This is a genomic window from Prevotella sp. E9-3, assembly GCF_022024015.1.
In the GTDB taxonomy this organism is placed as follows: domain Bacteria; phylum Bacteroidota; class Bacteroidia; order Bacteroidales; family Bacteroidaceae; genus Prevotella.
The window spans coordinates 2,599,865-2,625,933 of record NZ_CP091786.1; the positions used below are offsets into that span (position 1 = coordinate 2,599,865).

At 42.0% G+C, this 26,069-nt stretch carries 22 protein-coding genes; all 22 read right to left on the minus strand.

The features are described from left to right. Window positions 1–2 precede the first annotated feature (2 nt). The gene (locus L6475_RS10130) at window positions 3–3,134 is read right to left on the minus strand and encodes an RNA-directed DNA polymerase (RefSeq protein ID WP_237819620.1); all 3,132 of its coding nucleotides are present in this window, start codon (window positions 3,132–3,134) and stop codon (window positions 3–5) included. After that, window positions 3,131–4,177, minus strand: coding sequence for a CHC2 zinc finger domain-containing protein (locus L6475_RS10135; RefSeq protein ID WP_237819622.1), 1,047 nt, complete (start codon window positions 4,175–4,177; stop codon window positions 3,131–3,133). Before L6475_RS10135 ends, L6475_RS10130 begins: the two co-directional genes overlap by 4 nt. Window positions 4,178–4,277: 100 nt before the next feature. Then, the gene (locus L6475_RS10140; protein ID WP_237819624.1) at window positions 4,278–4,775 is read right to left on the minus strand and encodes a hypothetical protein; all 498 of its coding nucleotides are present in this window, start codon (window positions 4,773–4,775) and stop codon (window positions 4,278–4,280) included. Beyond that, window positions 4,759–5,886, minus strand: a complete 1,128-nt coding sequence (locus L6475_RS10145; RefSeq protein ID WP_237819626.1) for an MBL fold metallo-hydrolase — start codon at window positions 5,884–5,886, stop codon at window positions 4,759–4,761. Before L6475_RS10145 ends, L6475_RS10140 begins: the two co-directional genes overlap by 17 nt. Window positions 5,887–5,964: 78 nt before the next feature. Next, the gene (locus L6475_RS10150; RefSeq protein WP_237819628.1) at window positions 5,965–6,513 is read right to left on the minus strand and encodes a hypothetical protein; all 549 of its coding nucleotides are present in this window, start codon (window positions 6,511–6,513) and stop codon (window positions 5,965–5,967) included. Window positions 6,514–6,549: 36 nt separating this feature from the next. After that, a complete protein-coding gene (locus L6475_RS10155; RefSeq protein ID WP_237819630.1) occupies window positions 6,550–9,171 on the minus strand; it encodes a hypothetical protein in 2,622 nt (873 codons plus the stop codon). A gap of 128 nt (window positions 9,172–9,299) precedes the next feature. Next, a complete protein-coding gene (locus L6475_RS10160) occupies window positions 9,300–9,647 on the minus strand; it encodes a hypothetical protein (RefSeq protein ID WP_237819632.1) in 348 nt (115 codons plus the stop codon). A 116-nt stretch (window positions 9,648–9,763) separates the two neighbouring features. Further along, the gene (locus L6475_RS10165; RefSeq protein ID WP_237819634.1) at window positions 9,764–11,812 is read right to left on the minus strand and encodes a hypothetical protein; all 2,049 of its coding nucleotides are present in this window, start codon (window positions 11,810–11,812) and stop codon (window positions 9,764–9,766) included. Window positions 11,813–12,012: 200 nt separating this feature from the next. Beyond that, on the minus strand, window positions 12,013–13,098 hold the full coding sequence (locus L6475_RS10170; RefSeq protein WP_370641596.1) for an NAD-dependent epimerase/dehydratase family protein: 1,086 nt from the start codon (window positions 13,096–13,098) through the stop codon (window positions 12,013–12,015). Further along, window positions 13,088–13,822: a nucleotidyltransferase family protein gene (locus L6475_RS10175; RefSeq protein WP_237819636.1), complete on the minus strand. Its 735-nt coding sequence runs from the start codon at window positions 13,820–13,822 to the stop codon at window positions 13,088–13,090. Before L6475_RS10175 ends, L6475_RS10170 begins: the two co-directional genes overlap by 11 nt. A gap of 12 nt (window positions 13,823–13,834) precedes the next feature. Continuing rightward, on the minus strand, window positions 13,835–15,016 hold the full coding sequence (locus L6475_RS10180) for a galactokinase family protein (RefSeq protein WP_237819638.1): 1,182 nt from the start codon (window positions 15,014–15,016) through the stop codon (window positions 13,835–13,837). Window positions 15,017–15,290: 274 nt separating this feature from the next. Then, window positions 15,291–15,707, minus strand: a complete 417-nt coding sequence (locus tag L6475_RS10185) for a WbuC family cupin fold metalloprotein (RefSeq protein WP_237819640.1) — start codon at window positions 15,705–15,707, stop codon at window positions 15,291–15,293. 7 nt (window positions 15,708–15,714) lie between these two features. Then, a complete protein-coding gene (locus L6475_RS10190) occupies window positions 15,715–16,740 on the minus strand; it encodes a glycosyltransferase family 4 protein (RefSeq protein ID WP_237824129.1) in 1,026 nt (341 codons plus the stop codon). Window positions 16,741–16,753: 13 nt separating this feature from the next. Then, window positions 16,754–17,959, minus strand: coding sequence for a GDP-L-fucose synthase (locus L6475_RS10195; protein WP_237819642.1), 1,206 nt, complete (start codon window positions 17,957–17,959; stop codon window positions 16,754–16,756). A gap of 7 nt (window positions 17,960–17,966) precedes the next feature. After that, a complete protein-coding gene (locus L6475_RS10200; RefSeq protein ID WP_237819644.1) occupies window positions 17,967–19,289 on the minus strand; it encodes a type I phosphomannose isomerase catalytic subunit in 1,323 nt (440 codons plus the stop codon). 14 nt (window positions 19,290–19,303) lie between these two features. Then, a complete protein-coding gene (gene gmd, locus L6475_RS10205) occupies window positions 19,304–20,407 on the minus strand; it encodes a GDP-mannose 4,6-dehydratase (RefSeq protein WP_237819646.1) in 1,104 nt (367 codons plus the stop codon). 37 nt (window positions 20,408–20,444) lie between these two features. Continuing rightward, window positions 20,445–21,476: a mannose-1-phosphate guanylyltransferase gene (locus L6475_RS10210; RefSeq protein WP_237819648.1), complete on the minus strand. Its 1,032-nt coding sequence runs from the start codon at window positions 21,474–21,476 to the stop codon at window positions 20,445–20,447. A gap of 9 nt (window positions 21,477–21,485) precedes the next feature. Next, the gene (locus L6475_RS10215; RefSeq protein ID WP_237819650.1) at window positions 21,486–22,595 is read right to left on the minus strand and encodes a nucleotidyltransferase family protein; all 1,110 of its coding nucleotides are present in this window, start codon (window positions 22,593–22,595) and stop codon (window positions 21,486–21,488) included. A gap of 3 nt (window positions 22,596–22,598) precedes the next feature. Next, window positions 22,599–23,531, minus strand: a complete 933-nt coding sequence (locus tag L6475_RS10220; protein WP_237819652.1) for an NAD-dependent epimerase/dehydratase family protein — start codon at window positions 23,529–23,531, stop codon at window positions 22,599–22,601. A gap of 40 nt (window positions 23,532–23,571) precedes the next feature. Further along, entirely contained in the window at window positions 23,572–24,312 is a 741-nt protein-coding gene (locus L6475_RS10225) for a WecB/TagA/CpsF family glycosyltransferase (RefSeq protein WP_237819654.1), read from the minus strand. Window positions 24,313–24,450: 138 nt separating this feature from the next. Next, on the minus strand, window positions 24,451–25,113 hold the full coding sequence (locus L6475_RS10230; RefSeq protein ID WP_237819656.1) for an acyltransferase: 663 nt from the start codon (window positions 25,111–25,113) through the stop codon (window positions 24,451–24,453). 26 nt (window positions 25,114–25,139) lie between these two features. Further along, on the minus strand, window positions 25,140–26,063 hold the full coding sequence (locus tag L6475_RS10235; RefSeq protein WP_237819658.1) for a glycosyltransferase: 924 nt from the start codon (window positions 26,061–26,063) through the stop codon (window positions 25,140–25,142). Window positions 26,064–26,069 lie beyond the last annotated feature (6 nt).

Genomic DNA, 26,069 nt, shown 5'->3' on the forward strand with positions numbered 1-26,069 from the left:
CTTTATTCTAAATCTATAACAATTACTTGCCTCTGCTGGCTATTTGCCACTGACACCAAATTGGTCTTTAATAACTCCAAGTCTTTTTTTAATTGTTCCAACAAATCATCAACATCCCATATTTTGGGGTTATCCACCCAATAAAGGTCATTAAGATCTGCTCCTGTGTCTTGTCTCAATATTCTGTTCTCCCTGTTTCTAACAGAAAGGCACGATGTTACGATTCGGCTTGTTAAAGAAGAAACACTGCCTTTGTGTATCAAATCATCCAACACACTCATCCATTCAAACCCATATTCTGGCCTATTCATAATCCATGGTAAAGATTTCTCTTTCACAAGCAACTGCAGGAAAAACAAGCCCAAAGCATAAACCATATTATAATCAGGGCCATTCATTGTCATCATGGCTGGTAGTTGATAGACTATTGATTTTTCTACGAGATAATCTATTTTTACCGTTATCGAGTTCTCATCATTTATCCAATAATTCCAGTCATTATAACTCTTTTTCCATTCTTTTTGGCTGAACTTGATATTAGCAGGATGAATGGCCTTCAGTTTGAACAACTGTTCTGTATCACTATGGAGATAATTAATCAGTGCTATCATAATTTTCACACTAACAAATTCTGACCACACCGGGAGCAGTCTGTAATTAGGATCATCTCTTTGTATCTGCCTTGCAAAATCTATCCACTGACCAAACCTCCAGTAGGTCGAACCTTTCTTGTTTAAATCCCTATGCAACTTGTCTGCTTGACAGATTCTACCTAAATAGTCGGAATAACCATCCATACTAGCAACAAAGTATTTCAGATCTTCATGATTCAAAACCAAACCTTCAGGGTTATCAAACTCAAAATCGTCTAATTCTAAAGGCTCACTGATAAATACTCCAAGAAAGTATGGGAAATAGGGCGAGTTAACAGATACTTTGTTAAGATCAGAAGGGAATAGCTCCTTGATTACATTTTTCACCTTCATTCTCCTACCATTTAAAGTTTCATGAATTAACAACATCCAGTAAGTGGGATCATACTTACCCACCCTCTCCAAATAGTCAATGCCAGCTGAACCAAACGGAATTATTTTATCCTCTTTATTTACGAGATAACAAAAAGCGATAGCTTTATGCACCTGGAGCAATGAGTCCGCAACAAAATAATGGTTCGATAAAGAATCACTGATTGCACAGGCATTAACTATGAAGTCCATCATCATTGCTTTCTCATGCTCAGTTTTGCCTCTACCCTTCAATGTAAGTTCAGCCATCACCATCAACAGCATCTCAGCCCGATGTATATTGAGTGTTGCCTCAATATAATCACACCCCAATGGGTGCATTTTCTTTTCCTGGGCGAAGGAACGAACAAGACTGTATAGCTCCCTTATCTTCTTTGGACAATGATGAGCGCAGAACTCAAAAGCCCGTAACCACACTCTGGGTTTGTCTGGCACTTCATTAACCGCCCTGATTAACAGGTTGTATATTTCATCAACCATGTTTTTACGATGCTGTTCCGCCCTTGCTAATTCTTTGTTAATCTCTTGAATGTAAGTCCAGTCAGCATCGCCTTCCATTTTCATGATGAGCTGAGCATCATTATATATATAGTCTTTGTAAGTATTCTTCAGATTCTTAAACTTATCTTCAGTCAGACCATCTACATAACCGACCCACAATTTTCTCAAACGATATATCTCATTATAATCCACCATGTCACTTAGCATCATTCTTGTCAACATCGTGGTAGCAAATGATATACGTGTATTATGTTTGATTTCCTGTTCGGGTAGGTCTGATACGAGCAGCATCTGCAAATCTTTAAACATCATGCCCCGCTCGCTTTCTGTCATAAGGCTCAAATCCTGTTTGGCTATCTGCGATACTTTCTTCATAGCCATAGTCAGCAGAGGTGCAGGGTAGTTTGGACTTATTGCGCCAAACTGTTTTATAAGGGCCACTGCTTCATCCTCGCTCTTACTTTCATCATAGACTGAGCCTAATTCCTGGGGTTCAACTTTATCTTCGTTTACTTGAAGTCCAAATGGCGCACTCGTAATCAGTTTTTTATACCACATCACCCATTTATATAGGGTTTCTGGTTCTCGCGCTATAAAGACATGGTCATCCACATACCTAAAATGTATCAGATTCTTAAATTCTTTTGTAGCGAGTTTTCTTTTCACAGCCAAGTCGATATCCAACATATACACATTGGCTATAAAACCAGCAACTTCAAGTCCTGTTGGTAGGCCATGGAAGTTCTCATAGTCTTCCAGTTGCATATCCTTCAGTGCGTCATAATTCTTTTTTTCATCAAAGGTATAGAGGCTTACCTTGAAGTTTGTCACACAGTCAATAAGCCTATGTAACTTTATAGTGGTCTCTTCATCCTCCTCTTTGACTTTATCCTTAATCACAGATGCTACCCTACGCATATCTACCTTTTCGTAGAATTTACTTAGGTCTAACCCAGTCCAAAACAACACCTGTTTAGAATTAGCATTGTTGAAATATTCTTTCGTCAGATAAGGCAACTTAAAATAGTCATCAGAAATCTGGTTATTATCCTCAACTATGCTATTATCATCTTCATTCAGGTTTACCTTGGCCAATTGCTTGATACTTACCGAAATATGTTTTCGCATCAGTGGCCAGCTATTTGACCATTTCTTGTATATACGTGGATTTGAACTACGGTAATATCCTACCTTCAATTGTTTTGTCTCAGGATCTTTCCAAATCGGTACATACAATCTGTTACCATAGCTCCAGGCGGGCATTAATCTCTCAAACACCTCTCCTATTACATTTGTAATAGCCATCCATACCAGTTGATCCCTGATGTCAATTTGGAAACTTTGCCTGATTCGCATTTTTCCAAGTTTCTCTCCATCTTTCGGTTTCTCGTTAGCTTTCGGATATGGTGCAGGGACTATTGCCTCCATCTCGTATGTACCACCCTCTATCTCATTCTTTATCCGAATGAGATTTTCTGTCAACCTGAACTTGAATGCGGTAAGGTCCAATTCATCATACCAAACCTCGCCGTGATGGAAGCTTCTTTCCAGTTTCTTCCACGCCAGCATCAAGTTCTCTATCGAGGTTATTCTATCAAAATAGCTCATAGCTTAGCAATTTTGTCTGCGTAATATTCTGAATAGTCACCATACCCTTTAGGTAGTGACAATTTATGTAAACTACATCCAACTTTATTCAAAGCCTCCTTCATTTTTTCATATAAACCTGCTCCAGCATCGTCTTGGTCGGGATACATAAATAGCAACCTGTTCATCAGATATTTCAAGTCAGAATCCTTGAAGAGCGAGGTACTCGGAATGCCAATAGCCTTTTTTCCAGCCGACAACATCCCGAAACAATCAGTGATTCCTTCTGATATATAAAGAGGCTCATCCATTTCCATATCTTTTAAAATTGGAAGGTTATAGAGTGGCACTGCAAGTCCTGGAACAAAATTAAACCTATAGTTTCGCTCTTTTGTCAATCGTCTGCTTTGAAGATTTACTATCCTTCCATTTATGTCATAATATGGTATAATAAGACAAGGAACTATACAGAATGGCTCTAATCCATATTGTCTTTTCACTATCACACCGCTATCCATACAACGTTCCAACCCAAATTGAGCTGTTAGCTTAGCCACAAGTTTCTGTCCATTATCTACCGATCCTATATGTAGTTCCTCTATTACCTCATGTTTATATTTTCTTTCCTCAAAAAGGAAATCCTCGGCTTTTTTCGTTAATCCGACATTTTCTACTATCCAGTTAAGTATCTCTACATCTGGTTCTTTCTTTGGTTCCTCAGTTCTTACAACCTTTTTCTTCGGCGGTGTCTTTTTTACAAATTTAGGTTTCTCATTGTTGGGCAAAGGAATTGAAAACTCTCTTGCTAATATCTGACAGGCCTCTTGAAAACCGCAATTTTCCACTTGCATTGTCAAGGTAATAGGATTACCACCCTTACCACAAACAAAGCAATGACAAAAATTCTCTTTAGAGTTGGTACTAAATCTCAAGCTGGGATTATGATCACTATGCCACGGACATAAGGCCCAATGCTTCTTAACCGTCAGCCCCAGCTTAACAGCAACTGATTCAATAGAAAGTTCATTTAACTTCTCCAAGAATTGCTTGTCGTAATATGGCATAAAACTATATTATTACTTATCCTTGAGTTTCTCCGCAGAGTTTCACATTTCTTCACCTGCCGATTCTCCGTTGAAAAAAGATTTCACTCCCGCCTATCTTTCATCCTTCCACCTTTATACAAACGCTCAACTGCTGATGCGCGCCCATTTCTTTTAGCACACCCATCAGCAGCTTGGTATTTATTCTCACATCCTTGCTGGCAACATTGGCGAACAACGGTTTGCGTTCCTCATTCTCCGATTCATCCAAAGCCTTACCCTCATCTATCCTGATGAACAAGGTCGCACCATTATTAACCGCAAAATCTATCAGGCTCAATACGCTAGCAACAAACTTCTTCAAAGTTCGTAATGTACTCAGCTTCTTAAAATCCTTTATAGAAAACCAATTGCCAAACTCATTTCTGTCATCAATGTCCATCAATAATTCCAATTCCATCAGCCTGTTTAGCCTTCTATTCAGTCTAACAATCAACCTGACGTCATTCACATCCACCATCACCCTCACATGATAGTTCGCATCATACTTGTATTCTACATTCTCTATCGGCAGTTTCAACACCGCAGGATTGCTAAAAAATTCATCCGTCGACATCATTATCTCTTTTATTTTGAGGAAATAGTTCAGCAATCACCTCAACCCTTGAATGGTAACATTCTGTCACCAGTAAAAGAGTCTTGTTGTTGCGAGTAAAATCACCGATGATACTGCTATCAAACACCGGATGCCAATGCCATGGATTGCAGTTCACAAACCCACACTCATAAAATCCATCCGACCTGTCTGCCATCTTTTTGGGAAAGCACCTGGCGCTACCATGGTGAGGCACCTGCATCATCCAAACCTTAGTTCCCTTCGAATAAATACCAAGTATATCAGTCACCCTTTGCTTCACCACATCATATCCATTACCCTTCAGGTTCGAATCCCCAGTGTAGAAACAAGTAGGTGCAACATTTCCTCTCAAGTTTAGTTGATGCCAGATATTTGTATTGTAAGCGACATTTACAGCAGGAAACGATAGCATAAACAGCGTATTCACATTAATCTTCGTCACACCGCCTTTCGTCTTACCTATGGTCTTGTATATATTCCTAAGTTCTTTCCGCTTCGTCAGTATCTCATTGGGGTCATCCAAATTAACTATACCTTTCACCTTCCCTTCAAACACCTTTTGTAGCGAACTCTGGTCAGGCAGCATAAACGGATAGTAGTACCATAGCACATTATCCAACCTTATCACTTTTTTCCCACCAAGGGTTTTATTTCCGCCAAGCCCGCCTATATCTATCGGTTCGCCAAGCCTGTTATCATCGGCATTTTCATCAATACCTACTACCTGAGCCCCGATATTAAACATCTGCATCACGAAGCTTGCCAACATAGGATAATCCTCATCCATCACCATAAGCAGATAAGGATACCTAAAGGGTATTATCACTTTTGTATCCTTATCTATCTTTGTTTGGCTTTGTAACTTCATCAGCCCGTTCACATGATCATTGTCAAAGTGAGAGATAAATAACAAGTCTATATGAGCATTCTTCTCAAAGGTATTCCTTATCTCATACTCAACGAGGTTGGGCTGGCTGGTAAAGCTCCCGCAGTCATACACTACGTTATTTACCACCTTACCACTCTCATCATAAAACTGTTCCGTAAAGAAAGCCCCTTGCCCTACTGGATGTAATACCCTTTTAAAAACCATAATCTTTTCTTATTGTTTTCGTATGTTGCGACACTGTCGCAACCATACCACCGCTCCCTACGGTTTTCCGTAGTGCCTTTATTTCATCCCCTTCATCTCCCCCTCCACCATCTTCATCAGCTTCGGCAGCATCCCTTCTATCTTCCTACACTTCACCTTATTGTAGTGGAAGTCCATATCGTCCAAAAGTTCATTATACAACTCCTCATCCATGTCACCACCATACCCTGCGGCTACGACGGCGATGGCGGCAAGTTTGCGAGCATCCTTGTCCGCTCTCAATCCTGTACTCATCAATATCGTAGGCAGCGTCTCAAATAGGATATTGCAATAACGTAATAGCTCAGAGAAATAATCGTCCTCTGTGAGAAAGGCATCAAGCATCTCTTCTTCATACTGTCGAAGCAAGAGGAAGAACCTTTCCTTCCTAATCTTACCCTTCAGACACTGAGGCTGTGTCATTACCCAAAACAGCGCATGCGACAAAACTATACGATCCTCAGAGGAATGATAATAAAACAGCCTATCTTCTTCCTTTGGATGCATTTCCTGCAGCCTCTGCTCCATCTGAGCAAACATCTGCTTACGCGCCTCCCTCAACCCTTCTATATTTTCGTTTGGAACCATTGTTTTCTAAATACACTATTCAACAACGCATCGGAATCATATTATACCCAACTCTTTCAATATCGTGTATGAATGCGCCTTGAATCTATCTCTATACGTGTTCGTGGGGTGAGAAAGATTCCATTGCCAACATTCTTGAAGAAGGGGAATGGATTTAGAAATCAGCGAATCGTTGTGATGTAGCTTACCGTCATAGTAATAGGCTGTGCCTAAAAGTTGCAGAGCCTCGTAATAATTCTGTTCTGAATTAATACTCTCCTTGTTCAAGTGCTTCTTGTAAATCGATAGTGCCTCATTGGCAAAATCAACGGGATTGTACTGAGGCCGTGGAAATCTTGTTACCCCCCGTCCGGCCAGTTGACAGGCTATATCTAACAAACTCACCTCCACAGCTCCTAGGTTTACCAATGTCTGGGCGTAGCTACGCTCATGTTTGAAGGATTCGCCTTCGCTCATCAGTTCTATTTTGCAGTTGAGTGAGTCCATATAACAATTCTCTGCCAGTTTCCAGTTATTAATATCTGTATTGTAATAGAAGAACCCCATCTGATGCATAATCTCCCCTCGATGGAACAGGCCATCCTTCCGGCTTACCTGCATTAGTCGTTTAGCATGATACAAGGCTCTTTCAAGATGGTATAAAGCTGTTTGGCCATACTTCTCATGATCTATAAGATAGCCAGCTATCTGGTTGGGCAAGAAGCAATAGATGTCAGCAAACCACTGGTCTGTAGGTTCTAAGACAAGTCTCTTTTCCACCAACTCGAATACTCTGACTGCCTCCTGCAAAACCTTGTCATCGCCATTAAACCTCCCTTCACCGCACAGCAATGCACCCATGTACATCGCCTTATCGGCCAAGAACATCAACTCATTCCTGCTCAGACAATCATCTACATGCGCCTTCATCTTAGGCAGTATGCGGTTCATCCCTTCTATATTACCCATTTCCCGGTACGTATGGAATATCATGGCGTAGATGGTAGTCCTGTATCTCCTCAGTAGCCAGCCATCCCCCTTCATGCGTTCGATGTTCTCTTCTGCTTTCCGGTAGTGCTTCAACGCATCCCCATATTTCTCCTGACGGTTAAAACTGTTGCCATAGTTCATACGCATCATCTCTACGTTGGCATCGTTCAACTCGAAGCGATCGGCATCATTAATGACTCTCAAATACAGTTCGTCCTCTTCTTTTGGTTGCTGATGTCGGTAAATGAACGTATCGTACAACCCCACTAAATAAAGTTGAGTACTCATCAATTGTAGAGGTTCTGCTGCACCAGCTTGAACCAAATTCCTCAGTATGGCCTCTTTCTGTTCCAACAGATTCTTAAGCTGCACTGCATTCTCACCGCCCATTGCCGCTTCTATCTGTGTAATTTGAGCATCCAATATCGAAAGCAATTTCCGCCAGTTGTCGATAGCAGACTTCCTCTGTTCCTCAGCTGCCAAATATTGTTCCTCTATAACTGCTGATGCTCTCTTGATGCCATCCATATCACCCTGCTCCAGTTCGCTCTGCACTTTATCAGTCATCTCGTTGAGAATCCACTTATTCACGCAGTTTGTAACGTGCAGCCAAAGTATAGCCTCCATTTCATGCAGTTCTGCCTGTAATCTTTTTCTTTGTACGTGGTCAAGTCCATGATTTCCAACAAGCTGTCTTGAAATGGCATTTCTTTGCACCGATAAGGCGAAAGCTTTGCCAGTGGAATCCAATGTTTTCATTGAAACAACTGGAGAACCGTTCCATAATAAATAATTATTTTGTAGTGACACTCCCGAAGTAGTCATGTTCAACATAATATTCCTTTCACCCATCAGCCAGGAGAACAGTTTCCATCTGATCGTGTCCGCATCCTTCACCTTACAAGTAAACAATTCCCTTGGTTCTAACAGGCTCTTGATTGCAGCATTGCTTTCATGTATTTTAGAATCCTTTGTGACAAAGAATGTTACGTCTTTCAGTCTTTTCCCCTTGTCATCAAGTAATTCCAAACCCCTGCGAATCTCTTTAAGATCATTTTCAGAGACATCCCTTTTACAGTATGCAACATAGTGGTCGGTATCCTCCAACAGGTGTATTTGATTCATCTCATGCAACTTACAACGAATGCCAAGAAACAATTCACTTTGGTCATCGACATTTCTAACGATAGTTCCGAACTCATCCCGCCTATCTTTGTTGTCATCGGGAATCGTTGTGTATAACCACCTCTCTGTCAAATGGGAAATCGGTGTGTTATTTGCAAGATGAAGATTGTTAATGTAACTTTCTATCTTAGCAATAACATCATCTGCGAAAACCTCAAGTGTACTACAGTCTATAGGAGTGATGCCTTTAGTCTTCAATTTAGAACAAATCTCAGCTCGCCAAGTTCCATCTTTAGCAGGTACACGATAGCAATGGATCGTTTTCTTTGCAGTCAAGCAAGCATCAAGTTCACGTTCTGTAAACTTTCCAATTCTTTCGCCAAAGAAAAAAATACAGATATCACTCGGTAGTACCAATTCGTCAATATACTCTTGCTGCTTCGACTTACCCTTATATTGCACCCTAAAATCTTCCCATTGCTTTAGGTATATCCGCACACCTTTCTGCTCCCACACATCATTCAGTTGACGTATACGGTTACCTATACGTTTTCTATAGGACATCTCTCTGAATGAAGATCCTATAAATACAGAGATTGACATATTGATGTTTCTTGTATCATAATATAAAACCAACAATCGACCATATCCCTATTAGAAGTGCTCTTTCCACCAACAGTTCAATGACTTATTTATTCTTTCACCTTTTCTCTCCCTGGATATAACATAATACCAAAGCCTTCAACTGGTTTCATATGAAAAAACTTCACCATCACATCAAAATCAGCATTAGTTTTCAAAGACTCATCAAAATAAAAATGAGGCCACAAAGGCGACAGACTATTTGCCTTCATCTTTTTCAGTATTTCCCAATTTATTTCATTCTCCAGTGTTCTCAAAAGAGGCTTCATTTCTTCATCACTAACATTTTTAGCGCGAAAAATACTTTCTATCTTAAAACACACTTTTTCTTTAGTTGGTAATTCTATCGGTGTCTCGCTATATCTTACGACACAACCGTTTTCACTCTTTACTTCCATACATTCCATTTTTCTGTAATTCTACATCTAAACCATTCAAATAAGTAACTCCAAAGTTCTACAATTTATTCTTTTTCAAATTTTGTCTATGCTCAGCGGTCTTCCCACTGAATAGGTCATTTTTTGCTACATTTCTTCACCCCCTCGTGCATCTGCATTTTCCAATCGAACTCCTGCCAGAAGTCGAAGGTTCCCATCACTGGTGTCCGATGGGCATCAATCATGTCATATAATTCATCAAGATTGTTTGCGAGACCCACCATGAAGAACATCTGCTCCAAATTGAAGAAGAAAGAATTGAAGAAAGGACTCCATGTCTTTGCTGGATCGTGTTGCTGTTTCTGTTCGGTAAGATAGGCAATCATATCGTCTTGTTTCTCTGACAATGTCTTATACCCTTTAATGATCAGTTCCTGTTTCTTTTCGTCAGTTTCAAATTCTCTGACCTCCTTTTCATCTATAGTGAAACGGTACTTCAACATCTCATCAAGCACATTCCTCAATACAGCCCTGTCTTGCAAAGTTCCGTAGTCTGACAGTGTCAGAGTTACCTTGTCCGATTCTCTATCCTGCCATTCCAAGGTATCTATCACCTTCTTCTTTTTGAGCAAATCGATACGGCCCTTCCTCCTTAACAAAGTATCTGTCCTTATACACTGCTCCTGTGAATAGAGCAGACTGCCAGCAAAGTCAAGCACAATCTGATAGATATGTCCCTGCCTGGCAGCTCTTGTAATGGTTTTCTTCTTCATTTCAACCAGAAGAATCTTATCCGGGGTTTCTATAACCACGTCAGCCTCCCCTTCAATCTTATCCACGACATATCTGCCCGTCTTTGTTGCGATGCCCTTCTGGTGCAGTTTATTGTGCATCAGCTCCTCCAACATCAGTCCTACCTTATTGTCAATCTGACTGTCAGATAGTCTCAGTAGCGACATCAACATCTCATACCATCCCCAAACGCCAATAGTTGTTGGGTATAGTATCACGTCACCGTTCTTCAGCATGATAAATGGCCTGTCGTTATAGTTCACCTTGTTATAGTCAAGCGGCTTCTCATAATTGATATTAACAGTACCCATCTCAAGACATAACATCTTCAGGATCTCAGCCTGACGCTTTTTGTCTTGCAACGCACCGATCTCCGTCTGCTTTAGCCGTATAAACTTTTTGATTTCCGTTTTTCCTGCCAGCACGTTCATCACTTGCCGGTATTCTTCAAATGTGCAGTCAGCACTTAGACTCATTCCTGATTGGATCATTTGGTCTATTAGGAAGTTGCACATCTCCAACACAAAGTCTTTCCCGCTTTGTTGCATATAGTAGAGACAGTCCATCAGTGTTAGCCGTTGAAAATACTCCAGAACCATCTCGTTACGATGGAACACCTTCTCCCAGATGGAATAACTCTGGTACGGATATACTGCCAAACAGAAATCTCGACTGAGATTCATGACATGTCCAAAGTGCTTTTTCAGTGCCTCTTCACTGCCAATGCTACTAGTATGCCGTAATCCAAGATTCAGCAAATATCCAAAAGGATACTCTGGAACAAAAGCACCTGGATTCGGCAGGTTGCCCTGCCTTACCAACATGAGCCGTCCCTTCCTTTGGTCGTATGGCAGCAAACTTAATAAAGTCTCTACAAATCTCACCCCACCAATCTGGGAAATCCAGTTCGATAGTTGAGAGGTAACCATGTACTCCTTGTCGAATTTCAAATCATTGTTCTCAATTTCGACTCTCAATCCAATTTTGGATAGTCTCACAGCAGCCCTCGCCCGGTCAAGTTCTTTCTGACGGAAGTCATCCCTAAATGGATCGTTCTGCGGGTGGAGCTCCATATATCCCTTCAGATAGCTCAATGCCTCCGTCCATTGCTGTTCTTCAGAAAGTGGCACATAGTCCTTTATATTATTACCTCCAAGAGAGAAAATGCAATTTAGTGCAATGTAATACGATTCATACTTATCCGTATGCTCCAATATCTTACAATAGGTAAAGACATCCTTCAACTTCTCTATCTCCTTCCGGGGAACTTTAGGCTCTCCCTTTGCAGTGATAGGATCTAGTATTCTGCCTTTCAAGACATCTTCCACCCTGCTCGAAGTATGCGACATTTTATCCTCGATACCAAGCGCTTGGTATTGTTCAAAAATGTTCATCCCTTTCAGGGAGAAGATTGGTGCTTTATCGTATAATGCTATGAATTGCTTCATCAAATGATTGTGAACGATTTCTTCCAAAACCGACAATCGGCCATATCCCCATTGGTGTTTGCTCTAACCAATAGTTCCATGACCGACTTATCAGTAATACCGTTTATGCGAACATTGGTTCGCCCTTATCGTTCTTACATTTTTCGTCAAACATTGCGACGGTAGTAGTTCTTATACCACTCCGCAAATTTCCTCAGTCCCTCTCTCAACGTGATCTTGGGTGTAAACCCGAAGTCACGTTCAAGGGCGGTGGCATCAGCATAGGTGGTGGGTACATCACCAGGCTGCATGGGAACAAGCTGCTTGTGTGCCTCGAAGTCGAAGTCTGCGTGAAGGACACCAGCACGAACAAGCTCTTCTTGTAGGATATTCACAAAGTCAAGTAAGTTCTCTGGCTGACCACCACCGATATTATATACTGCGTAGGGAGGGATAGGCAGTCCGTCCTCACCCTTCTTACGCTCCGGAGCACCCTGCATCACACGATACACACCCTCTACGATGTCATCGACGTAAGTGAAGTCACGACGGCAGTTGCCGTAGTTAAATATCTGAATGGTCTCGCCTTTCAGCAGTTTGTTGGTAAAACCAAAGTATGCCATATCAGGACGACCAGCAGGGCCATAAACAGTGAAGAAGCGCAAGCCCGTGGTTGGAATGTCGTACAACTTTGAATAACAGTGAGCAAACAGTTCATTGCTCTTCTTTGTAGCTGCATACAGCGACACAGGATTATCTACACGGTCATCTGTAGAGAATGGCACTTTCTTGTTGCCACCATATACAGAGCTGGACGAAGCATATACCAGATGCTCCACAGGATTATGCCTGCATGCCTCCAGTATATTATAGAAGCCAATCATGTTGCTCATGATATACGCATCAGGATTGGTAATGCTGTAGCGTACACCTGCCTGCGCTGCGAGATTCACAACGACTTGGGGCTTATACTCCTCAAAGATTCCGTCAATGGTCTGCTTGTCCGCAATATCATCTTTGACAAACTTCCATGTGATGTCTTCAGAAACGGTAGTGTTAAGCTCATTCAGCCTGTATTCCTTCAGTGCCACATCATAGTAGTCGTTCATATTGTCGATACCGATGATGGTAGCACCTTTCACGTCTTTGAACAGACGCTTCACCAAGTTCGATCCAATGAAACCAGCAGCACCTGTAACAAATATCGTCTTATTATCTAATGTAATCTTTTCCATAGTCTTCTTATTTTCCATATTTCTCTACTGCCTCGTAGTAAGTATCGAGGCTACCTATATCGAATCGTCCAGCACTCATGGGCCAAGCATGCATAGTGGTGTGCTCCACCATATAATGCGCCAAATTACCTGGCGCATCCTTGCCGCAACCATTCTCTACAGAGTGACGTACCAAGTCGAGGTCTTTCTTCAGATAGATATAGAATGGAGGCACAGCCCAATGACTCTTGGGCACCTGAGGTTTCTCTTCCATATTCAGCACCTTCATATTCTCATCTACCACAATCACACCTGTCCTTTGGAGCTTCTCAATTGATGGCTGCTCATGGCACATGATACACGATGTGCCTTTGGCACGAGCGAAGTCCACAAACTCCTGGAACGAGAAGAACAGCAGGTTGTCCGCTGCCACGACCAACAAATCATCATCGATGTGGAGCTTATCCATTGCAAACAACAAATCGCACACAGCTCCAAGACGAGTCTCGTTTGTCTCTGTACCATCATCAACGATGGAAATAGGCTTGCTATAGTGCAAATCCTTCTTCCAGTCTTCGAAGATACCAGCGAACTTATGATTCGTAATAATGATATGTTCATCAACCTCAGGAATCCTGTCGATATCATCCAACATCCTTCCCAAGATAGTATTCTCACCAATCTTCAACAATGGCTTTGGGAAGTTCTTCGTCAACTCTCCAAGCCTTGTCGCATATCCAGCAGCAATAACAATGTCTTTCATACTTCACAATTTTCAATTATCCAAGAATCTTGCCCCATCATTCGGCTTCACCCAGAACACCTGGAATGTCTTTTCGTATTCAGGGAACTGTTCCAGATATTTCTCTGTGAGCACCTTCTGAATTTCCTCCTTATAGGCTGGATCTACGAGGGCAATACAAGCTCCTTTGAAGCCAGCTCCAGAGAAGCGACCACCATACACTCCAGGTAACTGGCGCATTATCTCATAGATGGCTATGAGCTCAGGACTACCACACTCATAGTTGTGGATACTACTTTCACAAGAGTCAAAGCTCAACTTACCAAACAGTTTCAGGTTCCCCGTTTCCCAAGCCGTCACACCCTGACGCACACGGCGGTACTCACTGTAAAAATGCTCCGCTCGACGGGCAAAGCGCTGTGGCATAGCAATCCGCGTTTTCTCAAACGTCGCCTTGGGAATATCTCGCAGAAACGTCTTATCAAACGTCTTCAGCGGCTGATCCGTATAGGCCAGCATATTCCAAGCCGCCGTCTTACACTCATAGACACGCAGGTTATAGTCCGAGTTCACTAACGAACGAGTAAGTCCAGAAAAGAAGATGCCAATCTCAAACTCCGGCATATCCGCATTCCGCTTGATGATACGCCAGTCGTTGCTGTCACAATCTAGGAACAGCAGTCCATCCTTCTTGCCCAAGGCAATACAAGCCTGATCCAGCAAACCATTGTTCAGTCCGATATACTCCCGTTCTGCCTCCGATGCTATCTTCACCACCTCAAACGGCTGTAGCGTAATATCATTCGCCTTGGCAAACGCCATCACATAAGCAATCAGCACGGCAGCACTCGATGACAATCCACCTACAGGCAAAGAACCCTGAATGACTCCCTCGATACCTCGCTTCAGTTCAAATCGCTTCCGCAGCGCATACTTAGCACCCCGAGCATAGTCACCCCAATGGTGCTCACGCACTTGAGACGGCGTGTCGATGTCAAAGTCCACCACCCCTTCAAACGTCTTAGACTCCAGATGCACATGACCAATAGACCTTTGACCTTCGTCCTTTGACCTTTGACCGTCATTGACATTGAACCACAGGTCAACACCCTTGTCAATCGCAAATCCCGTTACCAGACCATGCTGGTGATCAACGTGTGCCCCCAATGGGCAAACCCTATACGGGCTAAAAATATGATATTGATACTTTTCCATAAATATTATTGCCTATGTTTTCCACATTGAGGCACAAAAAGGTATGAACAATACGCCCATACCCCTTTAACAATCTTCTTTATCCAACCATAAATCCTTGATTTCTCAACTCAATCAACCCGTTCTCAATATCTTCCATCGGGATTGCGCCTCCCCACATCCTATAAATGTAAAGAGGCGTTATGCAACCGAAATCCATAGAACCAGACCGTACCTCGTTCTCTATAAATTCTCGCAAACTGGATAAAACATCTTCCTTCATACCTCTCCTTTCTCACATCGAGGCGTACATCTCACTCCCATCCTCACCATACTTACCATCCTTACCTTCGAAGATAACCGATGGTTCAATCACCTCCACCGTATGCCACACACCTTTTGGTACTTGGCAGCCGTAGGCACCAGTCTCAGGGCAAAGATGTATACGCTCAGTCTCTTTCAGCGACACCTTGCCATCCTCAGAAGTCACCTCCTCATACAGCACCTCATCCAATCGGCCCTTAATGAGTATCACGTCCTCATTGCTCATTGGATGCCTGTGTATTGCCACCTCTGTTCCTGGCAACATTGCATTCAGCATACGTTGCGAGCCATCCTCTGCAGATGTTCTCAGGTCAAGGTTCGTCCTTAAACGAGGGTTCCCCTTCGCCTCTTCAAACAGTTTATCCAGTAATTCTTGGGTTATCGTCATATTTCTGTTATTTATTTAGAGATGCCAAATACTCTTCGTGAAGGTGGTAGTACTTCATCTTAAACAATACATACGCCACAGCCAGCACAGCCGCAGCCCCTACCAAATATATCCAGTGCGCCAGCACCGTATTCGGGCATAGATAGATAAATCCAAGCGATACCACCAGCTGCATAGCCATATACAGCAGGCTCACTACCACATGGCTCATCTTCAACTCATTCGCCATCAGCTGATACGCATGCTTACGATGCGCCTGCCCCAGATTTTCATGCAGCATAATGCGATGGAATATCGTCATACTACCATCGATACCATATACCAGGAAGAACACAATCCATGTCACATCCTGCGTAGCCAGCATCAGCTTACCCAATGCAAACAGAATGATAAACGCAATACCTATCGAACCTACATCCCCCGCAAAGCACTTCGCCTTACCCTTCGGTCTGAAATTAAAGATGCTAAACACTATCAAGCCGATGATGGCTACAATAAGGTACGATTCATCTATGAATCCCATATTGTGGTTCAGCAATGCAATTGGCAAAAGCATTGCAAATCCGTATGCGGCAGTAATGCCGTTAATACCATCCATAAAATTGATGATATTGGTCGCCCCCACACAGAAGAACAAAGCCACCAAGACAGCCACAATTGTCCATACCCAACTGTCAAAGGCACCAAACAGCCCGATTGACCAGAACATCAGCAGTATCGAAACAATCTGCACCACCATGCGCAGACTGTCGGGCAACGAGTGAATATCATCCACAAAGCTGATTCCTGCCACCATCAACAAGCCCACAAGGAACGGCAAATACTCAACCGTGCCCCCTGCACCATTAACCATGAACCAGAAGTACCATACGAGCATCGATATTGCGAAGATGATTCCACCGCCACGCAACACGATTGTTGAATGCGACGACCGTTCATTCGGTTTATCGATAATGTTGCATTTATCCGCAATCTTAAAGTATATCAGCTCCGCCACGATCAGCAGAACCGCAATAACCAAATACGTTCCCATCATAGTTTTTATTTTAGGCTAACGACTGCCTGTACCACTCAAAGAGCTTAGCAACTCCATCCTCAATCTCGACTTTATGCGTCCAGCCAAGAGAGTGCAGCTTGCTTACATCAATGAGTTTTCTCATTGTTCCATCAGGCTTCGAAGCATCAAACTCTACTTCACCTTCAAAACCGACTGCCTTAACCACCAGTTCCGAAAGTTCGCGGATGGTCAATTCCTTACCTGTTCCCACATTGATATGACAATTGCGGATTTCACCCAGCGAGGGAATATATCCACCACGGCCTGTAGAATGATTACGGTCAACCACTCCGTCAGCAGCTACGCCATAGTGTACACTTGAGTATTTCTCTATGCCTATGATGTCTTTGAAATCTACATTCAAAAGCACATGAACACTAGCATCAGCCATATCCTCTGACCATAAGAACTCACGAAGCGGCTTTCCCGTACCCCAAAGAGTAACCTTATTATCCTCAATACCATACCAAGCAAGTATCTTGCGAATGAGTGCTTCATCGCTATTACCATCAATCACATAGCGCACCTGCTCACCATTCTCCTTGATGTTTGCACCAACGGGACGGATGGCCAAGTCACGACGAATCTTATCCCACTCACCATCATGTATCAGCTTTGCCAGATACACCTTACGCATCATGGCAGGCATCACATGACTGTTCTCCAAATGGAAATTATCATTCGGGCCATAAAGATTGGTTGGCATCACTGCTATATAATTGGTGCCATACTGCAGATTATAGCTCTCGCACATCTTCAGTCCCGCTATCTTGGCGATAGCATATTCCTCATTCGTATATTCCAATGGTGAAGTCAGCAGGCAATCCTCCTTCATGGGTTGTGGCGCGTTCTTAGGATAAATACACGTCGAACCCAAGAACAGCAGTTTCTTCACACCATGCGCATACGCCTCTGAAATCACATTGCACTGTATCTTCATGTTCATCATGATGAAGTCAGCGCGATACAGCATATTTGCCATAATGCCACCAACAAATGCTGCTGCCAAAACCACTGCATCTGGCTGTTCCTCATCAAAGAACTTCTTCACAGCATTCTGATCTGTCAAATCCAATTCTTTATGAGAACGACCTATAAGGTTATTATAACCTCTTTGCTTCAGATTGTTCCAGATTGCTGAACCAACTAGGCCGTTGTGGCCAGCAACATATATTTTCGATGATTTGTCCAACATATAAATATTAATTTGAAAATAAATGGAAGAAGTCTTTCACTGTTTTTCCAATAGACTTCTTGTTGTTAATAAACGCCTCCATGACCTTTGCAGAGCCATGAACAGGAATAAGTTCATAATCAGCAATTGCAGCAGGTATAAGACAGGATGAATCAGCAGGCACAAGCACTTCATCTCCTGTGGCACGCACCCGGATAGTAAACGGTTCCCCAATATTCATAATGATAATGAAAGAGTCGTATTTTATCATATTCCTATGAAAAGGCTCATTGGTCTCCACTATCTTGATGCTGAAAAATGGGGTGTTCAAAACTTCATTGGCTTCGCCTATATTCTCTGCATGGGGAGTCTTATATTCCGGATAGACAGTGTAGTCGATAGCCTTTGCCGCCTGTTCTGTATGCAACTCACGAGGCTTACCATCCAGCCCTGGGCGATTATAGTCAAAGATGCGATAGGTGACATCCGACGACTGCTGTATCTCAGCAAGTTTGATGCCTCCACAGATGGCATGAACACGACCGGACGGAAGATAGAACACATCACCCTTGTGTACCTCATGTTTTGCGAGCACTTCTGTGATGGTGCCATTGGCTACTCGTTCCTTGTACTGCTCAGGAGTAATCTTTTCCTTAAAGCCTGCATAGAGGTATGCTCCTGGTTCAGCATCAAGAATATACCACATCTCAGATTTTCCAAACTTATTATGCTCACGCTTGGCCATCTCGTCATTGGGATGTACTTGTATGGAGAGATCCTGATGAGCATCAATGATTTTTGCGAGAAGCGGAAGTTGGTTATTGTACTTGAGTGCAGTCTGTCGCCCGAGGATTTCTTCCGGTCTGCGAGCTATGACCTCTGTAAGGTTGTATCGCGCCCACGTACCATTCTCCACCTCTGACTCAGAATTAGGCACACCAGATACCGTCCAATCCTCTGTTCCCCATACCAGTGTCTTGCGGTTCTGCTTGAAGAGCATCGGATAGAGTTTGTTGCGACTGGCTTCGATAACGCATCCGATAGTCATGATACGACTATCCTTAAGCGCATGCATCTCGTGACTAGTGCATTTCTCTACATATACAAAGGTATCCTTAGTGCAAGTGGTCTTCTTTCCATCAAGCTCAACCTCCAACTCACCATCGAGTACATAGAAGCCCTCCTGCATATCGGGATGCACATGGGCAGCCGCAATCTCACCTGCTTTGAGTTCAGTTACTGCTATCTGTGTAAGCGAGCAACCGGACTCATTGCTGGAGAGAAGAACACGCTTCAGCCCTACACCATGCGAAGTAGTGACGGGAGCTATATCTGTTAGTCGACGGAACATAAAGGAAGTGGATATTACTTAACGATTCCCTTTTCGAGGTATTCAGCAAGGTTTGTTCTTACCTTAGCTGCAGCACCCTCAGCAGCTACCTTGGCAATATCGCTCTCAACCATTATCTTAACAAGTTCTTCAAAAGAAGTCTTGTTAGGATTCCAGCCCAGCTTAGCTTTAGCCTTAGTAGGATCACCCCAGAGGTTAACTACATCCGTTGGACGATAGAAGTCCTCTGAAACGGCCACTACAGTCTTTCCTACCAAAGCCTCAGGACCTTTCACTACAACACCCTTCTCGTTGATGCCTTCGCCCTCAAACTTCAGTTCAATACCAGCGTGTTTGAATGCAAGTTCAGTAAACTCACGAACACTATGCTGCACGCCTGTAGCAATAACGAAATCCTCAGGAGTGTCATTCTGGAGGATTAACCACATACATTCCACATAGTCCTTGGCATAACCCCAATCACGGAGACTATCCATATTACCCAGATACAAGCAATCCTGTAAGCCCTGAGATATGCGAGCAGCTGCTAATGTTATCTTACGGGTTACAAAAGTCTCACCTCTACGTTCCGATTCATGATTAAACAGAATACCAGAGCAGCAATACATATCGTAAGCCTCACGATACTCCTTCACAATCCAGAATCCATACTGCTTAGCCACAGCATAAGGGCTATATGGATGGAATGGCGTATTCTCATTCTGAGGCACCTCCTCCACCTTACCGTACAGCTCCGATGTCGAAGCCTGATAGATACGACAAGTATCCTTCATACCCAACTGTCGCACAGCCTCCAGGATACGGAGCACACCCACAGCATCCACATCAGCCGTAAACTCAGGGCTGTCGAACGAAACCTGCACATGGCTCTGTGCAGCCAGGTTATATATCTCGTCGGGACGCACCTTACCTATCACACCCAGCACGCTCATCGAGTCACCAAGGTCTGCATAATGCAGATGGAAATGAGGTGTGCCTTCCAAGTGAGCAATTCTTTCACGAAAATCTACTGAGCTACGACGAATCGTTCCATGTACGTCATAACCCTTTTCCAACAAAAACTCGGCCAGATAACTTCCATCTTGACCAGTAATACCAGTAATAAGCGCTGTTTTCATATTATACTTGTTTTTATAATCAAATTCAATTTCAAATTTATTCGGCTGAAAAATCTCGAATACGTTGCTCTTCGCTTCTTTTACATAGGAGAATCTGGCCGTTTTTTTCACTGAAGATATAGCCATCTAACCCCTGCAGGACTACCTTCTTAGCATCCTCTGCATGAACCACACAATTGCTACATTCATAGAGTTTGATATTGCCTACCGCACCATTGTCATTCTCATCTTTCAGCAACTTGTCATGCAAAGAAGCCCAGTTGCCAAGGTCGCTCCAACCGAAATCCGCAGGATGAGTATAAACCAGATTATCAGCACTTGCAGGTTCCATCACAGCAAAGTCGATGGAAATCTTTTCGCACTGCGGAAAAATTTCTTCAACATTTCCTGTAGCAGCAATTTTATTCATATCAGCAGCAATGTTTGGTTTGTACTTAGTAATGCACTCTGTAATGGTATCTATGTTCCACACAAAGATTCCAGCATTCCAAAGGTAGTTTCCAGCCTTAAGATACTGCTCTGCAGTCTCTAAATTGGGTTTCTCCTTGAATGCCTCAACTCCGCAGATTTCTCCTTCAACAGCACTCTTGGCCTCAACATAGCCATAGCCTGTCTCTGGACGTGAAGGCTTGATGCCAATGGTTACAATGGCATTATTCTTCTTCGTAAATGCAAGCGCATTACCGATAACCCTACGGAACTCCTCAGGGTTCATCACCACGGCATCAGCTGGTGTAACCACCACATTGGCATTAGCATCTTCTTTCTTAATGCTCCAGCAAGCCCATGCAATACATGGTGCTGTATTCCTCGCGGCAGGTTCAGCAAGGATATGTTCTACTGGAATATCAGGTAGCTGCAACTTAACTATATCAACATACTTAGCATTGGTCACTACCCAAAAGTTGCTTATAGGGCAAATGCCCTTAAAGCGATCAACAGTAAGTTGTATCAACGTCCTTCCACATCCCAGAATGTCGATGAACTGCTTAGGATATTCTGGTGTACTTAGCGGCCAGAAACGGCTCCCAACACCACCAGCCATAATAACTATGTGATTATTTCTCATCTTAATTATTTATTTTGATGTTATTACTTGTATTCCATCCCATAGGAAGTAGAAAAAGAACTTAGTGCTATCCAATGGGAATATGCGACCGTGTCTTGCAAAGTCCTTTAGTTTATTCCATGCTGAATTGAACTTACCACTTGCAGCCTTTCGATTATGACCGAAATTGCCTGACTCCAGCACAAACTCCAAGATATGCTCTGCCTTCTTTTTCCATCTTACATCATCCTTCTGACATCTTACATCGTAACAGGGCATCGCTAAAACTGGCATACCCAGATGCTCTACAGCAAATGCAGCAAAAGCCTTCCATTCTGTCATCAACCCCATTTTCTGGATTCGTTTTTCCAATAGACCGCGATCCAAAGAATCTCTGTATGTCCATAGCAGTCGGCACCAGTCGCAGATTTGCCTCAGACCTATTCCGTCTATAAAGAAATGATGCAAAATATGCGTAAACACAAAGATGACATCATCATCTACACCAGGTAAAAACACCGATGTCGAGCCATTCATCCATGAACGGACATTGCCTCCGAAGAATACGTCATTTTGTGCTTCATCAATGCCCCTATCTATACGATTAGACAAGCGACTATGCATCGTTCCATGCAATTCTACGGTAAAATCACCCTTCATGGTCATGCCGATATGCTTGAAGGTCTTATATTCCTGCTCTACATTATCAGCCAAAGGAATCAGCACTTTCTTAGCTTTCTCATAATTTGTGTCACTCAGTAGCAAATCCACATCACCAGATGCTCTCCACAAAGGCCTTTCATAGCATCGGGCTATTCCTTGCCCTTTCACCAAAAGCGTATAGACATCTTTTTTACGTAACGTTTCTATCAACAAAACTATGAAGTCGTTTAAAGCTTTATTCTGCTGTTCTAATTGCAAAGACATACCAATAAACTGCAATACAACATCTTGTGGAATCTTCACATCTTGCACATGCTCGATTCCTGCAGTAACAAGACCTATGACGCTCTGCTCGTCTGCAATGCGAAGAACTTCATCGTAATCAACCTTCTTATACTGATCAAGCAAAGCCTCTTTTTCCCAAAGACCTGCTCTCATCAGTTCGAAGAAAGCCTGCTGATTTATATCCAGTTTCATCAGTTACTTGAACGATTCTAACGTCTTTTGAAGACCTACTCTCGCATCAACAGGCATTTTCTCAACGCCAAGTGCTTTCTTAATCTTGTCGTTAGAAGATATATAGTTTTCCGTAAGTTTACGCAAACGCTCCGAATCCAAAGGCAAATGCAAAGCACCTCCGATCTTTGCTACACCGTTCATCAATCCCTTGGGCAATTTCCAAATATGAGCATTCTTGCCTAATGACTTACATATCTCTTCTATCAACTCATTGGTACTCAACGCCTCGTCATCACCCATGTTATAGATGCCTGTAGGCACATCCTTGGTAAGCAATCCTTCGATAACGAAATTAAGATTCTCTATCGATGTGAATGTTCTGCGATTTTCAAAGGCACCAAGCGGCCAGGGTATCCCCTTCTTCACTACACCATATAGCAGGTTCAAGTTACCCTTATTGCCAGGACCATGTATCATGCAAGGTCTTAGTATGTACACTTGCTTGTCATCTCTAAGATGATCTTGAATATACTTTTCCGCAGCTATCTTCGACTCTCCATAGGGGCCAACTGGGGATGGCGTTACATCTTCAGTCAACACACCATCTACCTTATCTGCTGCAGCCTTAGCAGTACTGAAGAAAATGAACTTCTTTGCCCTATTAGACTTCAAGAAGTAATCATATATCTTCTTCGTCAAATCTGTATTCACTTTGAAATACACATCCGCAGCTGCTTCATTTTTGGTATCGTGAGCCTTGCCGGCAAGATGTATAATAGCATCTACTTCCGGTATTTCGCCAGGCTTATCCAGATAATCCCAAGAGAAAGTAAACCTTACACCTTCTTTAATTGGTGAGATAATATCCATCCCATAGATCAAATGCTCCTTCGAAAGAGCCTTAACAAGATTAGTGCCCACGAACCCATGGACACCAGTTATAAGTATTTTCATAATCGTGTAATTCGAGTAATTCGTGTTCGAAAAAAATTGTTTATTTCGTGTTTTTAGATGTTTGCTTCGCTTTACGTTTTTCTTCGAAGTACATTTTCGGAACCATCATCAGATACCCTCCAACTCGTTTTAATTGCTTTTTGGGTTCCTTAAATATACGCTCTAGCCAAATTAATCGCAAGCCTCCAAACTCCTTTTTGTTATTATGAAGGTCGCCTGTATAGAAGTTAAAAGCAGCACCTATCCCGAAAAACACGCTCTGGTTTACATATGGGAATATATTCGATATAAATGTTTCCTGTTTCGGAGCCCCCAAACTTACCCAAACAATATCAGGTTTTATCTCATTAATCTGTTTTGCTATACCCTCATAGTCAAACTGCTCAACAGGAACAAAAGGCACATCGAGATGCTGCATATCCAATTCTATGCCCTTCTCTTTTACCTTCGCCTTAATTTGATCAACCTTCGATGCCTTATTACCCAAGAGAAGATGCTTGTATGGTCTTTCAATGTAATACTCAAACAACTCTGGGCCATTGTATGCATGATAGTGGGTGCCATAAATCTTATTAACCATCTTTGCGATTGAACTACCATCACATGTATTGATGGTTGCATTCTTCACTATCTCGCGATACTTCAGGTCTTTCTGCGCAATAGTGATTACATTCGCATCCACTACACATACGTATGCTTTTTTCTTCTCTTTAATATATTTCTCTACAGTGTTCTTAAACACTTCTGAGTCAAATTCTATGTTAATATTAAAAACTTCCATTTATAAGAATCCCTCAAAAAAAACATTTATGTTCAAAACACAACCCTCTGACTACACTTTACAAACAAGCAATCTTTTTGGACTCATTAGAACTATAATATATCGAATTATATCTCAATTGTAAAAATACACCAGAAATCAAATATTAGGTTCTATATAGCCTCTTAACTCCTTCGCCTTTCTAAGTGCTTCATAATCATCTTCCGTAAGTTCTGTTTGAACTCCAAAAACCTTCTTACCCTCATAATAATCTGAGAATAATTTCTCAAGTTCATCACGACTCATTCGTTCTGAAGCCGGATAAAGAGCCTTTTCATGTTCCAAAATCTGGTCTATACTAAATTTTACGCCCACTATCTTAGCTGGTGCTCCTGTTACCAGAGCATAAGGAGGCACCGGTTTTGTGACCAAGCTACATGCTCCGACAATACAACCACGTCCAAGGTTGGAGCCTGCTAAAATAGTCACGTTTGCGCCAATCCAAACATCCTCAGCAATATAAATATTTTGCGATTTGTCGTTAATGTGAGATGCACCAAGTAAAACATGGGGTATTCCAACAGTGCTTGTGTGCCCATTGGTAACGATAACACAATTAACACCTACAACGGTATACTTCCCGATGTAAACATGTTCGTCCTTGTTATTAAGTATTTTTGTCCCAAGGCGAATAACTGAGTTCTCCTCCATATGCACAGCTTTAGGATAGGTAATATACACTGGAAAACCTATAATGGAATTATCTCCAGTTGATCCCAAATTACTCCGCCCAGGCATCATGCAGCTCTTGAATAATTTCAATTTTGTTATAAGACCCATATACATTATTATTTAAATATTAATACTTTTAATAAAGATACTATTTTCCCATATATACGGTATGGAATGGAATTATATCTTATTGCATTCTTAATAATTGACATATTGGGTTCCAAATCTAACGGAACGAAAAAATCACCTTCGTGAGCGGGTTCAAAATCTATTTTAAAACGATTGTATCCACTACAGTGAGTTGCATTGGTCCCAAATCCGTCATTTCTCACAAGTGATCTTACGGGTTGAATAGAATACTTTGATTGTTTATGCATGGAATAATCAAAGCGTATATACCATGAATTATTTGTATGATCAAAATATCCTTTTAACATTCCAAACAAATCACTTCCTCCTTTATTAAATTCACATTGTAGTTTTTTTGATTTTTTAATTTGATTATAGTCTTTAACATCCCAATCTACAGTGTCCCATCTATTTTTCCATGTTGCCCAACTCCAACTACGTGCTCTGAGGTTCAAGTAAGCATGATATTTATATGACCCGATATGAGTTAGAAGAGTACCATACCCTGATATTTGCATTACTTTATCCACACATTCAAACTTTTCTAACATCTCATTCATAAATCTAAGAAAACTTTGAGATACGTACAAATCATCCTCAAGAACAATCACTCTTCCATATTTATTAATCACCTCCGTTGTTCCAGAAATAATACTACCAGCTAACCCCTTATTCCTATCGGAGAAATAATAAGTTAAGCTCTTAAAACCAGAAATTGTTTTTACAAAACCTTGTACTGATTGTACCTTATCTTTTTCTCCTTCTTTATTAGGTCTAGGGCCATCAACAAAAATAAAGAGGTCACTTTCCGATGCTTCAGGATTACTTAAGACTGAAGAGACAGTTGCTTTTAAAGGCTCTAACCTATTAAAGGCGAATATTATAATTGGAGCATATTTTGAATCTTTCATAGTGTT